We start from the raw sequence: 17,068 nt of genomic DNA on the forward strand, positions 1-17,068 counted from the left end.
GGTGTAATACCGCCCAAAGCCTTTAGTCGTAGGCAATGGCTTGCAGGATACGGACGTCCTCCTCACCGATAATCAGCTGGACGGCAGGAAGACCGTCGTCGAGCATGCCATGGGCGAGGTGTGCCAGCTGTACGAGATCTTCACGGCTGGGCGACGCCGAGCAACCGGGCGGATGGCTGTGCCATTCGCCGATGTATCCAACCACGCCATTGGTTCGTCGGTGTGCTTCGGCGACGGCATCTGCAACTCCTGCTGTTCCGCGTTTGAATGAAGTCGGCGTTGAGACGCTGTCGGGTGGCGCCGACAACCCGGCAACTACCACGGCGGCGCCGACGTTGAAGTCGTAGTATCCGAGTAGGATGCCACCTGTCTCATTTGGGAACGCATCCTTTCGAAGGGAGCGCAGTTCAGCTTCAACTCCGGTGTCAATGTACAGCTTGAATTCGTCGAATATCAACTGACGCTCGGAGCATACAGGCACGTCGTATGCCTGCACGGAACCGCGCTCGGGATCGCGTTGCCAGATCCGGATTTGGCTATCCTTGTGCGCAGATAGAAGAACGACCTGTTCCGCCAAGGTGCCTGCCTGTGTGGCAATGCGCCAGTACGGCATTGCGAGCGAGATGTCGCGACAGCTATTGCCGCTCCAGAACGTATCCGTATTTGTTCCGAGGTGATCGCGTCCCCAGTCGTTGTTAATTATTTCCCGGTAGTACTGTGCTTCAAGACTTCGCAGACGCACTGCTCTGGCGGTATCTTCCATGAGAAGAACCGCACCGTTGCCATCTGGGGTGACAAAAGCCGAAGCATGGCGCGCGAATGCGTCAACGGAGCTCGCTGCACGCGGATAGTCGAGTGTCGTCGATACGTCGATGACCAGCTCGCTTGCCGAAAGCGCCGCAGAGAGGGCCTGGTTGCCGAAATCGAGAGCGTTGGCGTTTAACGGTGTGACTGAAGTCGCTTCACCCACCGCAGCACGGTGCAGATTCGCTGCCACGTCCACCTTCTGATGACCAATGTGCTCATCGAGCGCTACGTGACGAGTCAGGTTATGCGGCTTCACATGGTCATTATCGATTACGGTCCACGTGCCCCAGCCGGCTCGGCCCCACAGATTGAGCATCGCGCTGCCGAGCGACCCCGCGCCGATTAATACAGCTTTCGGCCCGGCGCTATCGACGCCCGATTGACGGCGAAATTGATCCGCGTCGTTTTTCTGGAGAACTTCCATCGGCAATATGGCTTGCGTTCTCCAGATGCCTTTATCCGCGCCTCCGCCCAGGTGCGGGGCGTAGGTCCCATTTGCGAAGGTGAGCAGGCCAATGCTCACTCCCAGATCGAGCACGCTGACGGGTATGAAGAAGGCACGGTGCCCCATCGCCTGCGGTTCGCCGCCTTCGACCCGACAGATTGGAATGTGAAGCAACAAGACAGTCGTTTCTTTATTGGCAGGTTTATTCTGCGCGCGATCTCCAACGCGATCGCGAACCATGTCCTTCAAAAGAGAGGCGAAATCGACCCCTCGCTGCCCGAGGATAGTATCGAGTGCGCCTAACGTGTTGGGGTCCCGCGTGATTGCGCCGTGGACGACTGGGGGCAATTCAATTTCGATGGGGGTAATGTTTCCCTGAGGCAGATCGGCCGCGACTGGTATGGGTACCAGTTCGCAAGTCAAGCCTTCGTCCGCGCGAATTGCTTTCTTGTTCAACCCGAAGCGGTACTCGCCACTGTTGCGTAGCTCGTCGTAGTTCCTGGGCAGAACAAGCTCGTAGTTGCTGGAGAAGAACAGATGCTCGACCGGCTGATCAGCGGGGTGCAACTCGTCTCGAGCGCTGCGCGCGAGCCACCACTGAATTCGGCGAAGAAATGCTTCCGGTGTCCAGGTGCGCAAGACGGAAACAGCTGACTCGAAGTATAGGCAAAGGCTTGCGGGGCCCTCGTAGTAGCCGTGGTTTTGATGCATGAGCACCGGGAAGTCCTTGCGCAAGGCAAGAACCTCCACAAGGTCGGAGGGATTGTCGCTCACGCAAAGAGCGACGCATTCCCGATACAGAATCCCATGCGGGTTATCTGGCGGTACGTCGTCGGTTTCCACGTCCGCGACGAGGCACTCGAGCTGATGCCCATCCGTGCTGGTAGCGCGCAGCACCTTGATGAGCGAAAAGTCGCGGGAACGTTCGATTGCGCGAACCAGGGACTTTGCGCGCGGAATGGCGGGTTCTTCGTCAGCCTGCAGTTCGGAAAAACCCGGGAGTTCATGATATTCAGTCACACGCACCTGCGCGGGGCGGAGATGAGAGCACCAATGCAGGAGCACCGATTGATGTCGTTTTCTTCCAGCTAACGCCGCCCCGACCGATCTCAAACACGAGCGGTTCGGGCTTGCGTGCATTGGGCTCTTCCATGGTAACCACGAATTTGCGGCCCTTTACTTCGCGCAGATACCGTTCGTAAGCCTTCCGGGCCTGGATGTGGGGTGGCTGAATTTGCGTGTAAGACTCTTTCACATCCGGAATCGGTTTGCTGCTGCTCACAATATACGCATCAGGTTTTCCCTGACGGAGCAGATATTTGACAAGCTCTTTCGGCTCGGTTTCCGATTCCCCTTTCTCGCAGTCTCCAGTCAGCGCAAGATAACTGCAGTGGTGGGGAATGTTAAACAGGTTCCATCCGAGTCGATCCCCGCGCTTGTGATACAGCGTCGTGCGCACGATGTCTTCGAGGTCTTCAGCGCAGCTGTCACCGACCTGCAGAAAGTCGTAGCGCTGGCCGTCGGCATCAAAGCGGACGTTGAAGACCAGTGAAGCGGAATTGCGTATAACGTCGGAGCCGTCGTCGCAATGCTTGATGAATGGCGAGTGGCAGAAAAACTCCACGTTGTCACTCGCAAGCGAGAACCCCGGGACGAGTGTGCCGGCGTCCACAAACAGATGGTCCCGGGCATCCGGGCGTTCGCCACGCTCCTTGAGCTTGGGCTCAAGCCATTCCCGGAGCGCCTCCGGCTTCGAAAAGACGAGGATGCCCTGTCCATTCAGCAACCGATGACGGGCCTCCTGGCGCAACAATACGTACTCTTCCTTCTGGTGGTCGTTGTCGGCCTCTTCCAGCAACATCGCAGCAGGCACCCACAGCTCCTTGATCTTTATCCGGCCCTCGCCGTGGTAGATTTTGGCATGCTGGAGTTCGAAGAATTCGGTGCTGCCCTGAATGTGATCGAGGTCGGCGTGCGTAAAGGCCACTACGTCAAAATAGTCCCGGTCGGCGTCCTTAAGCTCCTTCTTCAGGATCGCTTTCAGATCGATCTCCGGTGTGTCCGGATCCTCGGCATTGCCGCGATGGCAAAAGTCGAAAAGCACGCGGCGACCGTTGTCGAGTATCACCTGGGCGGTATCGCCATTGGCGACGCCATAGAATTTCACGAAATGCGTTGTTGTCACTGTGGCCTCTTCGTAGCGTGCTGGAGGGGCCTATCGAAATCGGGAACCCTCCTTATTTTCACTATATGAGCCACTGGCGAAAACGTCAACCACAAGATATTGTGGTCTATTTGAGATTGTGAAATTTAATTGTAAGGTTTTGGCAATAAAAATCCCGTTACCCACGAACTTGTCCTGCGAAACGGGCGACGGAAGTGCGCGAGCCGGTTTCCCGCATGTCCGGCGCGTGGAAGCGGATGTGGTCCAGGCTTACTCTATGAAGAGGCTCGCAGCGAGAACGCCTGACACAGGAGATCCTCACGTACTCTGTTCGCGGCGGGCAGCAGCAGGTCGACGGCAAAGTCGATATCGGATTGCGTGAGGCGCTTGGCGTTTCGCAGCAACTGGATCAGGCAACGAAGGGCATTATCGAGCCAAGCCACGAGGTCAAAGCGTTTTGAGGTGTCAGCAATGAGACCCGGAATTGCCCCGTCCAGCATGTCCGATCTAAGTGTCAGCTTTCCGGCAATGTATCGCCTCTCTCCTTTGCCGCCTAGGCTGAGGAACCGCAGGACGAGTTGCAAAACATTAGTGGTCGTTTCGCGCTTAACGGGTACGCCCGATTTGTCGAGGTAGAAATGCCCCTGAAGATGTGTGCAGAATTCGATCAGTTCAGATACGGTGCGTGGCGAATGGAAATCCCGTCGCGGCAGAATCGCGTGGGAGTCGATATGCAGCTCGAAGGGCTCGGCAGGAGGGCGAACCTGGGTCCGCCTGAACCAGCCTGTGCCGGTTTCGGGCGCTTGCGTCTGCTTCACCCAGTCATTTGCCCAGTCCGCGAAGGTATCTACCAGCCACTCATGTGCATGCTCGACGTCCCAATATCCCACAGGGCCGATCAAGCTGCTGTCACCGGGCGTAACTGTCGGCGGCTGCCAGGTTACGAGAAGACTGTCTTGTTCCCACTGTAAAGCCATCTCACCGTCTGATACCGCTTTTAGCACGAGGTGATGCACTGATGCCGTGGTTTGCCTGCTGCTCGGGTTGTAAATTTTCAGCAGGCCTGCGCTGCGGTCGAAAATGTGTCTTGACGTGCCGCCCTTCTCGAAATCATGCGTATTTGCGAAATCCAGCATCGCTCTCCAGGCGTCGCGACTGACGCGCGCCACCACAAAACCTTGTTCATCGTGCGTCGAACGGGGAAACCGAAGAAAGCGCCAATATTTTTCAAGTTCATTGGCAGCCTGCAGGAAACCTTCCCACGCCTTGCAAAGAATCCAGTCCAGGTCTTGAACTTCTTCGGTGTTTAACGTCAGCCGAACACCGTCAGCGGAAAGAACGTACCGTCCCGGCACGGTACTTTGTTGTGCGTACGGCCGCTCATCGTGTTTCGTCGTTGCCCATACTCGCCATTGAGCCCACGTGAGGAGTGTCTTCGCGCTAATCGCAAAACTGATTCCGCTCAGGTCCGCACGCGCAAACGTCAGGATTCCACCAAAATGGGGAAATCTCTCGCAGGGGAGGTTGACGTCGAGTCGAGTTGTCACCTGTTCAAGAGCAAGTTGATTCTCGAACTGCCCTACGAAGTGTTGTCTGAATTGCGACGGATACATTCCTGATGGTGACGCCGGGTCGCAGAATCGTCGCGCGCACTCAGCTCCGAAAAATCGCGTGACGATTGCGGGCCGCTTGCGCAGCAAATCATTCAGGCGAGCGGAATCCCATAGCTCTGCCTCAATGTTTGCGACGATAAGCCGGTTGTATGCGTTCGTCCAGGCATCCACTGCAGCCGTCTCTTCACCCAGTGTCGTCGTCGTACAAAATATGTATTTGCTTGTGGAGCTAGCCTTCGGACCACTCAGGAAATCGTTGACTGCATCTTCTATACTTCCGGCTGACAATCGCCGCACGCGCTTACACTGAGCGACGATGTGCTTCTGTGCACCGATACGGTATGCGACGATATCGATGCCGTACTGATCTTGTCCCGGTCGTCCGTACTGTACCGCCTGACGAACCTTCTCTTCACCTCCGTCGTTGAGGATTTGCGCGCAGAGCGCTTCAAAGCGAGGCCAAGGGATATTGGCGAGAGGCAGTGAGGTAATCGGCAGATCGTCAACGATCACATCTACCAGCGCGGGTGGGCCGAGCAGGACGTCCAGTGATATTTCAACTGCGGTTACGTCCCGTTCTCGTGCTTCAGGTCTTTTACGATTGCGCGATCTTGCTTCGGTGGGATTTGCACGCCTTCGTTTTGCTTTAGGTGACGAGTCGATGATGAATGCCATATTCAAGTTGTTGGAAGGAAGGGCGTGTGTCTTCTAATCCCAAGAGGCTGCCCATGCACATCGTCTGTTGCGCCGAACTATACGGGTTTCGCCGCTTATCGAGCCGGACACTGCGCGAACAACAGCATGACCGACTGATCCGAAATCACGCCAGAATTTGACGTTGCTCGTGCTACTGTGCCTCCCGGACTCACGTGTTCTGTCAATCGTCGTCATTAGACTCCGCGAACCGCACCTCGGGCAGAGGATCGTCTCGCGCGGATCCCAGAATTTCGAGCAGGCCGTCGTCGGGCTTCTCGCTTCGCTTTAAGATATCCCGCGCCAGTCGGACACACGCGGCGCGAACGGACGATGCGCTAACCGCTTCGCGGCTTCCATACTGTATGCCGGCATAGTCCCTCTCCTCAAACAGCACAGGGATGCTGTCAGTCAAAACCGCTATCTCTTGCGTGTCGAGCCAACCGTTGTTGTGCATCTGTCGCGCGGTCCACAGTAGTGCGGCCAAACCGGCGGACCTGCCGGAGGCGAGCACGTAGATCATATGGCGAATCAGGTTCGTGCAGCTGTCTAGTCCGGCAATTTCTCGCCACGTCAGAAGAGCATGTGAGGCGTAGGCGACAACATTGGCTTCGCGGTCGTGAAGTCCGTGCCGGATTTTGGCCTCGATTTTCTCTTTCAGATTCGCCGCACATTGATAAAAGTATGTAAGCCCGATCAGGGCCGAAAATGCTCCGACCTCTGAGTAGAATGAGTAAAGACGTTCGAAGCGGTCCTCGCTCAGGGCGTTGCTGTCGAGAGCCGGTACGATGGAATGCGATAGCACCTGGCCAATGAGAACGCCGCGCTGTTTCCTGTCACGGCTGGCAAGCCCCATCTCGTCGCTGGTTACGGGTTCGGGGCGCCACTTAACGAGCTTGTCGAAATACGCCATTGCCTGCTTTGCAGTGGGACGTTCTCGTACGGCTTTGTCGATTGCCGCATTTGCAATTGCTGCAAGCAGCGCAGGCTCAAACAATCTATCGTCGGTAATTCCGAAGAGAGCCAGTCTGATGCGTGCCCCGGTAACGTCCGGGTTCGGTGACGGCAACTTTAGCAAGACATATAGAGAAAGGCCGGTCGTCGGTAGGGCCTCAGCTTCCGCGCCACCTGGCCAGATTGAACCGGCAATTTTCTGTAACTCTGCTTCCAAAAGAAAATTGTGCTCGACCAGAGGCAGGAGTCGTTCTAACGCGGGGTGGCTTGCCACGGAGCAGGGGGCGATACGCTCGATTATTTCATCAATCCGCCTGTCAAGCGCCGCATTGGGGGTTCTTTTCCCGGGAAAGGTGATAACGGGATTGGGCCATTCCTTGAATGACGGGCCATCGATCTCGGCGTGAAGCGGGAAAAGTAGGGCGTCCAGCAACAGGTCCCGGTGTCGTTCAGCAGGAACGCTGCCCAGAGTATATTCAACCAGATGCTCCAATACGTCGAATAGCCAGTGGTGGCGCAGTTCTTTTGTCTTGCCGAGCTCCATGGCTAGCCGGAATATCTCCATGGCGTCGGTGGGCGTCGCCCGAATTGATACGCGTGCCAGAACTTCGACAAGTACGCGCAAGCGCGAGATGGAATTTGACCCACCCCGCTTCGTTACTTTGCTAACCCAATATCGCACAGCCTGTATGCACTGACGTCGAAGCTGCTCTGCTTCGTTCGAGGTGGTGCAGGCCATTCGGATACGAGAGAAGGTTATCTTCAGCGAATCGGACGTATCGCTGTTCGCAGCGCGGATCGAAAGTGGGATTTTGTAAGTATCTTCGAGGTCGTCAAGGCGCGTCATCGTGGACGCAGGGTCAGACAGAAATCCGATGCCATTCCACCGCAGTGGCATGCCGGCGCTAAGCGACACACCTTCAAGCAGAATCAGGGGGTGAAGGTCCCGGTTGATCGTAACGGCGCCCGAATTATCCCTGAACATGCCGGCCTCGAATGCCGCATCTATCTGGTTTCTCTCGTTCTGCTCATCAAGCTCTTTGGCGATTCGTTCCTTTATGCTATCAACGACGTCTGCAGGACTACACTTTGCATCGTTGTAAATCGATGGGAAACGCTCGAACGGGATGCTGCTCTTTAACATCTGGGTTCCGCGAAGGAGCCAGTGAGCCCATGCCAGTCGCGAGAATACATAGATGGAGTTCTTGTCGTTCCTATGACGAGACAGCAATTCACTATAGGCTTCAGCGAGCAGCTGTTCCCCCTCCTCAAATCGACCGACGTCGGCCAGGAGCGAAGCTTTTCGCATTTTCCATACGGGGTCCGTTGCAGCAATTTCGTCAGCAAATTTTTCGACTGAGGCATAGTCAAGGCGATCGCGGGCGGCGATTGCGCGATGGAAGCTGAGCTCTGATGCGATCTCCGGCCAGTGCTTCGCATTGGCCTGCAAGATCGCAGTGGTCTTTTCTTCCGTCGCCATCGATTCTTCGCCTTCATACCACCGCGTATCTTTCAGCAGCTTGAGGGCGATCTCCATTTGATGCCTTATCGTCAGCGCGTTTGGTTCGGCCGGGTCACATACCTTGAGCAGCTCTTTTACGAGCCAAGGCAATATGACCTCGAATGTCACACTGCGACGCCATGCGATTTCATACAGAAGCCTTGCCCTGTCGTCGGCCTCGAGCTTCGCGATGTTGTGTATGTTTGGAAAAGGGTCAGTGATTTGCGACCCGATCTGGAAACGCACAGATGACGGGCATACCAGCCATCCGGGATAGGACTTGCGATCTGCCTCAAGTGTGGGAAGCTGCTGTTTTAGCAACGACGCTCCGTACTCGGCGTCGCGAACGGCACGTGACGCATCGTCTGCAGTCAGCCCGGTCTGGCGAAGCTTGCTTGGCTCCCACTCCCACGTGGCTTTCGGTTTCAGTCGCTTTAATGCGTCCAGGAACAGTTCAGTTGCCTTGACATGCTGGATGTCCCGGTCGTCATAATCATCAACGAGCTCGGCAAGGTCGATGGGCGCAATGTTGATGGACTCCAGATATTTGCGCTTTGCTGAAGTAAGCCTCAGCGGTCCTGCAAGGTATATGCGACGTACATGTGTTGTCAGCTGGTCGCGTACCCATCCTGCCCATTGCAGAAAATTTGGGTCATCACCCGAGAATCCGAGCAGGCACAACTCGTTCTCGACAAACACCTGACGCGCGAAGTTGACGAAGGTTCCATATTGCTCGGGGTATCTCCGGTAGTCCTCTTGCGTGAACACCAGCTCGTCGGTGATGTTGACCGTGCCATGCAGTTTCACTATCCGGGGTGAGCGCGCACTCGAAAGTTCCTCCTGACGACGAACGACACTGTAGACCTGTGTATGTACGTCTTGCGCCGCGCGTTCAAGCAATGTGTCCCAGTTGGTCGTCAATACCTCGGACCACGGCAGCTCAAGAAGGGACTTGTAGAGTGGGCCTGGCGTCCACCCAAGGTCGTTGATTTCCTTCGTGATGAGGTCGTACAGGTTCTGCTTTCCGAAGTAGGCGGAATACACTTCCGCGAGACGGAGGGGATCCATGGCGGAGCTCTCTTTGAGTTCGCCGGCCAGAAGTCTCGAAAAGTCGCCCCAGAGCGAGAGTTTCTTGTCAGCATCTCCTGTCGTCGCGGCGCCCCGGCTGAAGCCAGCGCCAACCATAACGGCCGCGCCGTGGAATGCATTGTCAAGTTGCCACAGTGCCGACGCGAACTTCTTCAAGGCGGCGTAATCCGGCAGGTCTTCGATTGAATTGTTTTCTTCGTTATTCATCTTGGGATGTTTGATGACGTTCGGATCGTCTTGGGTATCGTACACCCGGTATTGGTGGTGCTTGTCGCACCGAGTTGCTTGCCCGCATGGTTACTGGCCGGTCGTTGAGATGACGGTCGCACGAGGTCGATGGGCTCGAAGGGGCTTGAGATTTTAGAGTGGGCTAGGGGGCCTGCTGGTTTCGCGATGGATAGGCGCACCCCTTCAATCTCCAGTGAAAAAGGCCGTTTCAGGCATAGCTTCGCCGACGGGATCATCGATAGATCACGAATTCGTAGTTGTCGCAGTGGCGGCATGTCGGTCGCAAGCGAACAGCTGACTGGGCTAATCCGTATTCGGCTGCGACCTTGCCAGCGGCGCGGAATTGCGCGTTGCGCGGCCGGGCAAGAAACGCAAGAGCAATTTCCGATCCCGGCTCCCTGAAGTTGCACAATTTCCACATATAGTGTATTGACCGCCAGTAGGACACCACATATAGTGCTAGCACTCCCGGCATGAGAGGCTAACGGAAAGTCGGCTTAAAGCCTCCCAAAAGTTGACGCTGCTTGATGTGGCACTAAATTCAGAGCGCTTCCGGCAGGTAGCGGATAACCGAACCAACATGACCGGCGGCGCAGAACCCGTTCGCGCCGAATTCACCCGAATGCGTGCGTCCGTTGATAACAAGCGCTCGCACCTGACACCGGAGCTGCGCATGTCTATCGTCAAGAGTTTCTCCGTAGGAAACGGCGACATGTTCTACATCAAGCACAACAGCGATAACTTCACGATTATCGACTGCAATCTCACTGATGAGAACAAGGACGCAATCGTCGCCGAGCTGAAAAAAGAGTCGGCCAGCAAGAGCATCACTCGCTTCATCTGTACCCACCCGGACCAGGATCACTTTGGGGGAATCGAACTGCTCGATGATGAAATGCCCATCCGGAATTTCTACGTCGTCAAGAATCAAGCCGTCAAGGATACGGACACGGACTCGTTCACGCGCTATTGCGAGCTTCGAGACGACGCGGACAAGGCGTTCTATATCCACAAAGGCTGTAAGCGAAAGTGGATGAATCTTGGCGACGATACGCGCGACACGTCGGGCATCAGCGTCCTGTGGCCGGATACCAACAACGCCGATTTTAAGGAGGCGCTGGCAGACTGCGAAGTGGGTGACTCATATAACAATACGTCGGCCGTCATTCGATACAAGCTTGAGAACGGAGCAAGTGTGATGTGGTTGGGTGACCTCGAAACGGAGTTCATGGAAAAGATCGAGGATCACATCAAGCTCGAGAAAACCACAATCGTTTTCGCTTCACATCACGGTCGAGAGTCAGGAAAAATTCCTGACTCGTGGCTTGAGAAATTGGATCCGCAGATCATCGTGATCGGCGAGGCTCCCTCGCGGCATTTGAACTATTACACGGGCTACCAGAAAATCACCCAGAACCGTGCCGGCGACATCATCATGGAGTGCGTCGAAGGTAAGGTGCACTTTTACGTTTCCAATTCGACATACGTTGGGCCGAGCAAGCTCAATAACGAATCGAGGACCACGTTCCCCAACTATATCGGCACCCTCGAAGTAGAAGTGGAATACACGCTCGACGCTTAAGTCAGGTAGAGCGCTCGCCGGGGACATCATATGGATAGTGATCGTATTGCGCCGGAACTGACTTCGTTTCGGGCGACAGTCAACAATGAGGCCGCGCTCGCAAAGGGTACGGCGTCACAAGGTATCGAGGCCCCTGAAATCGGTCAGCTCCAAATCGCGCTGGCACTGTCAGGCGGAGGGGCACGTGCGATGGCATTCCATCTCGGTGTACTGCGGTACCTGGCAGAGCAGGGTATGTTGGAGCGTGTTTCGCGGGTCTCGACTGTATCCGGCGGCAGCCTGCTGGTGGGACTTATCTTTAACCAGTGCAACATGAACTGGCCATCGTCCGCAGGCTTCGTTGAGCAGGTGTACGAACCGCTGCGTACTCAGATGAGCCGACGTAGCCTCGCCTTCGACGCGATATGCAAACTGTTGCTTCCACAAAACTGGTGCTATGTGTTGTCCCGGGCGAATCTGATCGCGAAGTCGCTACGGGGCTGGGGCGTTACGCAGTGCCTCAAAGACCTGCCAACGCATCCGGAATGGTCGATCAACGGGACGACCGCTGAGACCGGGCGACGGTTCCGGTTTAAGCGAGACTCGATCGGGGACTGGAAGTCCGGCTACGCTCCCGGCGGCGAGTTCGCGCTATCGAGTGCGATGGCGGTATCGGCGGCCTTTCCGGGACTGATCGGGCCGCTCTCCATCAAGACCGGAGCATTCTCATGGATGCGCCGAAAGGAATGGGATGCCGGTAAGCCAGCGGAACCGGTGACGTTGCCCTACAAGAACCTGCACCTTTATGACGGTGGCGTCTACGACAATCTGGGACTAGAGCCGTATTTCGATGTTGGCAAACAGCAGCCAAAAATTGCTGGGACCGTCATCTACGTTTCGGATGCGGGCGCTCCACTTGCCGGCGGGCGCGCACCCTTCTTCAGCTTGTTTCGGGCGAAGCGCCTCGCCGATATCATGTCGGAGCAATCGCGGACGTTACGGGTGCGTTCATTTGTTAGCTACCTCGAGGGATCGGGCAGTGCTGGCGCCTATACCTACATCGGGACGAAGATTCGCGGCGGAGACCAGGCAAATGCTACGTTCGTACGCGATTTCCCGACGAATCTCTCCCGGATGAAGGTTGACGTTTTTGATGCGATTGCCGGCCATGGATACGCTGTCGCGGAGGACATCGAACTCCAGTATGGCCTGCTCGCAAATCTAAAGAAGTAGGTTCCAGATGGTCTGGTGCGAGGGGCTCCTCGAAAGGGCACGCGTACGTGTATCTCAGACACAGCACAAACCAGCTCTTTTTGCGGAGGCCGGTCGTGGGCGTGACCGCACAGTTGGTGCACTCTGATTGGACGCCAGCAGTAAGACGCATCTGCGAGCGCGCGCTTACAACAATCGGCGCACCCCGCGATGGGATACTGGCGTGGACCGCGGTACCTCGTGTTATGTGGCTTGGCGGTCGTCCTATCGGCTAGGCGGTTTGAGTTCGATGCTCTAAAGCAGCGACATCGGAGGTGTCGCCGGGCACGTCTGGCTTCATTGGCACGTGATCTCTCCGCGAAATTCTAACCGACGCCGCCCCCAGCGGGGGCGGCGCCAATTGCTGACGCGTTGCATTAACCCGTCGCGCAAAGGTCACCTGCTGGGCAGGAGACATCCCGGTTCCCAGCGCGTCGAGATAATCCGCATACCACTGCATCATCGAGCGGCGTTGTCGAAGATATTTTGCGTGGTTATAGTCGCCTGCGATGCCCGCCTCAAGGTGTGATAGTTGCGTCTCGACATGGTCTTTTTCCCAGCCGTGATCGCGAAGGAGGGTACTCGCCGTATGGCGGGTGCCATGACCGACCATGCGGCCCTTGTAGCCGATCTTCGAGAACACGAGATTGATCGTGTTTTCGCTGATGACTTCGTGTTTGGTTCCGATGCCGGGAAAAAGATAGCGATGGCGCCCGGTCAGCTTCCTGAGTTCGCGCAGCGCGCCGACTAGCTGTGTCGGCAGGGGTGCGAGATACAGGCGCCGCATCTTCATCTTCTCCGCCGATATCGTCCACAGGGCGCCATCGAGGTCGACCTCCGTCCATTCCGCGTAGCGCACCATACCGGGCCGGCTGGCCGTCCAGATCGTCATCCACGCAGCGGTGTAGGCGATGAGGCGACTCGTCGACTTCCCGAGCGCGCGAAGGAAATCGGGCAGTTCGGGTTCGAGCAGATGAGGGTACGGTCTGGACTTCGGTGCTGCCCTGGCGATGGTTTTCAGTTCGGAGGCGGGGTTGAATTCACAGCGCCCCTCTGCGATTGCCTGGCTGAAAATCTCACGCAGCCAGTCCCGGGCTTTCTTTGACACGTTCAGGGCATCCCGTTTTTCGAAGCGCGCCTGGACGCGGGCGCAGTCTGCACGGGTGATGTCCTGCAACATCATCGAACCGATCTCGGGCAGGATGTCCTTGTCGAGGTAGGTGCGCATCTTGCCAAGTGTTGAGCTGGCACGGCCGGCGACCTCCTTCCGCTTGTACCATCGCTCGGCGGCCGAACGAAAGAGCTTTTCCTCCGTTTCCTTCGAGAGCTTTCTGGTGGTGCGGCGGTGGTGGCCGGCATCCGTGTTGTGCGCCAGCTGGGTCCGGGCCGTAGACGTGTGCTCGCGGGCATCCCGAAGGGAGAGGGCTGGGTACGTGCCGAAGGAGATGCGCCGCTGTTCCCCGGCGAAGCTGTACCGGAAGTGCCAGCATCTGGGGCCGACGGTGGGCACGAAGAGGAACAGGCCGCGGCCGTCCTTGAGCGTGTCGTCACGGCTGGACGGCCTGGCCGGCTGGACCTGCCGGCAGTCAGAAGCACGGCGGTCATCCGGCCAGCTGGAACTTCCGGCCTGCGGCCGGCTAATACTACTTTGACACGCGATTCAGCTGGATGGCGATGGAGCGCAAAAAGCAAAAAACCCCCCGCTGCGACAAGGCTTGGCGGGATCCTGCTGGACTGCTTTTTACTACCTTGAACAGCTTTGTGGTGCCCAGGGCGAGACTCGAACTTCCACTGTTGCCGGCATCCGGACTTCTATTGTGACGGTACCGGAGAACGGTATCGGAGCCTGAGCTTCGTCTGCTCGGTGGCGATACCGTCGAACATGCGGCGTGCGAGCCTTTCATTGAAGATCTGTGCGACAGGGATAGTTGCTTGGTCGACAGGTCGACGCCGCTGAACGACTTCAGACACAAAGCTCGGGGCGGAGAAATGTCGCGATGCCATAACAACTCGCATAATGTAAGCGCGCAGAGGGGCATGTAGGGCGGTACGCTTTACGGTACCATAGTCGGACGGATCGTCCCAACAGCCCACCATTGCTGGCTTAGCAGGCTCAATTGAGAATCGAGTGGGGTATATCCGTTGGTTCGGGATATCTCAGAACTCGCTGGCGGCAACGTATGGAGGCCAATACGCGGTATTCATTCACCTCGACCAACATGTTGCGGCTATCGGGCTACCACGCGTGGCTAGCTGATCGGTTGTCGCCGGGCTCCCTTTGGGAGCAAGTCTCGTGGCCCGATCTCAATAGACGACTTCCCACAGCGACAGTCGGACGTAGGCAAAAACCGGTATCCGATATATCGACAGGGCACACCCGCTGCGGGTGATGGGAACCCGGACCCGCCATCTTTGATGAGTGGCGAGTAGCATAAGAGGCGCGATGCGTTCGGGTTAGCTGGCGCGGCCAGATTTCCGTTGCCAAACTGCGACATTTACGGCAAAATCTTGGATCGTTGTATTTTTCGTTGTATCCGCTGGATCGAACTGTGTGTGCGCCTTACCCCATAAGGCTTCGCTGGGTGGTTTCGAACCCCTCAGCACCACCAGTTTCAGATTTGGCTGAATGCTCTAGCGCAGTTTCATTGCAGTATAAGGAGTGGTAGTTCAGTCGGTTAGAATACCGGCCTGTCACGCCGGGGGTCGCGGGTTCGAGTCCCGTCCACTCCGCCAGTATCCTCGAAAGGCGAACTCCGGTTCGCCTTTTTTGTTGCCCGCTGTTGTAAGATCGGGCGTTCTGTTTTTGGCACTCCTCACGCATGCTCGATTTTTTCCGCAATCACAAACGCCTGATGATGTTCATGCTCATCCTCGTCATTGTGCCGGGGTTGGGTTTTGTGGGTATTCAGGGCTTCCGCGGCTTCTTTGACGAAAGTGCAAACGTCGCGAGCGTCAACGGTCACAAGATCACTCGCGCAGAATACGACGACGCAATGCGTCAGCAACTCGACCGCGCCCGTCAGATGCTCGGCGCGCAGTTCGACATGAAGTCGTTCGACACACCGGAGCGCCGCAGTCAGATGCTCGACGGTCTGATCGAGCAACGCGTGCTGGCCGACGAAACACAGCGCCTGCATCTGACCGCCTCCGACGACGCCGTGCGCCGTGTGCTGCTCAACGATCCGGTGATCTCGTCGCTGAAGAATCCTGATGGCACGATCGACGTCGACCGTTACAAGCAGTTGCTCGCCATGCAGGGCATGACGCCCGACCAGTACGACGAACGCGTGCGCTACAGCATCGCCACGCAGCAGTTGCCGGCCAGCATTCAAGGCAGCGCGTTCACGTCGAAGACGCTCGCGCAGCATTTGACCGAACTCGCTGAACAGCAGCGCGAAGTGCAGGGCATCGCGTTCCATCCACGCGACTACGCGGCAAAGGTGCAGCCCACGGACGCGCAACTGCAAGCGTATTACGACGCGCATCGCAACGATTTCGCCACGCCGGCTACCGCCACGATCCAGTATCTCGTGATGTCGCCGGCAACGCTGGCCACGTCCGTTCAGCCGAGCGACGCCGATCTGAAAAAGTACTATGACGACAACATTGCGCACTACCGCGTCGAGGGTCAGGTGCGTGCGAGCCACATCCTGATCGCGGCGCCGAAAGACGCGAGCGCGGCCGACAAGGCCAAGGCGAAGCAGAAGGCCGAGGAGTTGCTCGCACAGATCAAGGCGCATCCGGATCAGTTCGCGCAGCTCGCGCAGCAGAATTCGCAAGATCCGGGTTCGGCGTCGAAGGGCGGCGATCTGGGTTACTTCGGCCGCGGCATGATCGCAGGCGGCCAGGCGTTCGACGACGCTGTGTTCGCGTTGAAGAAAGACGAAGTCAGCGGCATTGTGCAGACCGACTTCGGCTATCACATCGTCAAGGTGACGGACGTGAAGCCGGCTATCACGAAGCCGTTCGACGAAGTGAAAGATCAGATCTCGAAAGACCTGAAGACGCAGTTGGCCAGCAAGGCTTTCACCGACGATTCCGAAGGCTTCACGTCGATCGTCTATGAAAAGGCGAAGAGTCTGCAGCCGGCTGCAGACAAGTACAAGCTGCAATTGCAGACCGCCACGGTCACGCCGCAGCCGGACCCGAAGCTCGCGCCTGACAGCCCGCTGAACAACGCGAAGTTCCTCGCCGCGGTGTTCGCGAACGACGCGGTGACGGCGCGCAACAATACGCAAGCTATCGACGTCGGCGGCAACACGCTGATCGCGGCTCGCGTGACCGACTACAAAGCCGCAGCCGTGCCGTCGCTCGACGCTGTCAAGGACGCCGTGCGCCAGAAGGTCATCGCGGTTCAGTCGAACGAAGCGGCTCACAAAGACGGAGCGGCCAAACTCGCCGATTTCGAAAAGTCGAAGTCAACCGCAGGCTTCTCTTCGCCGCTGAAGGTGTCGCGTAACGACGCGCAGGGCGTGCCGCCGGCCGCGTTGAGTGCAATCTACAAGGCAGACGCGCAGAAATTGCCGGCCTATGTCGGTGTGGACCTCGGTGACGACGGCTATGCGATCTATCGTGTGAACGCGGTGGTGGCGGGTACGACGGTGGATCCGCAACGTCTGGCTGCGGCGCAGCAACAGATCGCGCAGGTCGATGCGCAGTCCGAAGCAGAGGCGTATCTCGAAGCGCTGCGCGCGCGTTCGAAGGTGAAGTTCTACGGCTCGCTCGATAGCAGCAACGCGCAGGCGAGCAGCGAGTAAAATCG

8 protein-coding genes and 1 tRNA gene are annotated in these 17,068 nt (G+C 57.2%); 4 read left to right on the forward strand and 5 right to left on the reverse strand.

Annotated elements, in window-relative coordinates:
- Nucleotides 1–22 precede the first annotated feature (22 nt).
- From NE850_RS24815 to NE850_RS24830, 4 genes are all read right to left on the reverse strand, one after another.
- Nucleotides 23–2,272 (reverse strand): ThiF family adenylyltransferase, encoded by a 2,250-nt coding sequence (locus NE850_RS24815; protein ID WP_310699514.1) that lies wholly within the window; start codon nt 2,270–2,272, stop codon nt 23–25.
- The gene (locus tag NE850_RS24820; RefSeq protein ID WP_310699515.1) at nt 2,265–3,437 is read right to left on the reverse strand and encodes an MBL fold metallo-hydrolase; all 1,173 of its coding nucleotides are present in this window, start codon (nt 3,435–3,437) and stop codon (nt 2,265–2,267) included. The genes NE850_RS24815 and NE850_RS24820 overlap by 8 nt, the downstream gene beginning before the upstream one ends.
- Before the next feature lie 254 nt (nt 3,438–3,691).
- Nucleotides 3,692–5,704: a restriction endonuclease gene (locus tag NE850_RS24825; protein ID WP_310699516.1), complete on the reverse strand. Its 2,013-nt coding sequence runs from the start codon at nt 5,702–5,704 to the stop codon at nt 3,692–3,694.
- Between the two features lie 202 nt (nt 5,705–5,906).
- A complete protein-coding gene (locus NE850_RS24830) occupies nt 5,907–9,518 on the reverse strand; it encodes an SIR2 family protein (RefSeq protein ID WP_310699518.1) in 3,612 nt (1,203 codons plus the stop codon).
- 490 nt (nt 9,519–10,008) lie between these two features.
- Between NE850_RS24830 and NE850_RS24835 the strand changes: the two genes are divergently transcribed.
- Both NE850_RS24835 and NE850_RS24840 read left to right on the forward strand, forming a co-directional pair.
- Nucleotides 10,009–11,076, forward strand: coding sequence for a hypothetical protein (locus tag NE850_RS24835; RefSeq protein ID WP_310699519.1), 1,068 nt, complete (start codon nt 10,009–10,011; stop codon nt 11,074–11,076).
- 30 nt (nt 11,077–11,106) lie between these two features.
- Entirely contained in the window at nt 11,107–12,288 is a 1,182-nt protein-coding gene (locus tag NE850_RS24840; RefSeq protein WP_310699521.1) for a patatin-like phospholipase family protein, read from the forward strand.
- A 250-nt stretch (nt 12,289–12,538) separates the two neighbouring features.
- Here the strand turns inward: NE850_RS24840 and NE850_RS24845 are convergent, their stop codons facing one another.
- Nucleotides 12,539–13,948, reverse strand: coding sequence for a phage integrase central domain-containing protein (locus NE850_RS24845; protein ID WP_310699550.1), 1,410 nt, complete (start codon nt 13,946–13,948; stop codon nt 12,539–12,541).
- 1,014 nt (nt 13,949–14,962) lie between these two features.
- Between NE850_RS24845 and NE850_RS24850 the strand changes: the two genes are divergently transcribed.
- Nucleotides 14,963–15,039, forward strand: a tRNA-Asp gene (locus NE850_RS24850).
- Between the two features lie 86 nt (nt 15,040–15,125).
- On the forward strand, nt 15,126–17,063 hold the full coding sequence (locus NE850_RS24855; protein ID WP_007182006.1) for a SurA N-terminal domain-containing protein: 1,938 nt from the start codon (nt 15,126–15,128) through the stop codon (nt 17,061–17,063).
- The last annotated feature ends 5 nt before the right edge of the window (nt 17,064–17,068 follow it).

Origin of the sequence: Paraburkholderia sp. USG1 (genome assembly GCF_031570135.1) — a bacterium.
Taxonomy (GTDB): domain Bacteria; phylum Pseudomonadota; class Gammaproteobacteria; order Burkholderiales; family Burkholderiaceae; genus Paraburkholderia; species Paraburkholderia dioscoreae.

Bases quoted from the DNA above. Each gene is read 5' to 3' on its own strand.
- NE850_RS24825 (WP_310699516.1), bottom strand. From the start codon at position 5,704: ATGGCATTCATCATCGACTCGTCACCTAAAGCAAAACGAAGGCGTGCA.
- NE850_RS24855 (WP_007182006.1), top strand. From the start codon at position 15,126: ATGCTCGATTTTTTCCGCAATCACAAACGCCTGATGATGTTCATGCTC.
- NE850_RS24840 (WP_310699521.1), top strand. From the start codon at position 11,107: ATGGATAGTGATCGTATTGCGCCGGAACTGACTTCGTTTCGGGCGACA.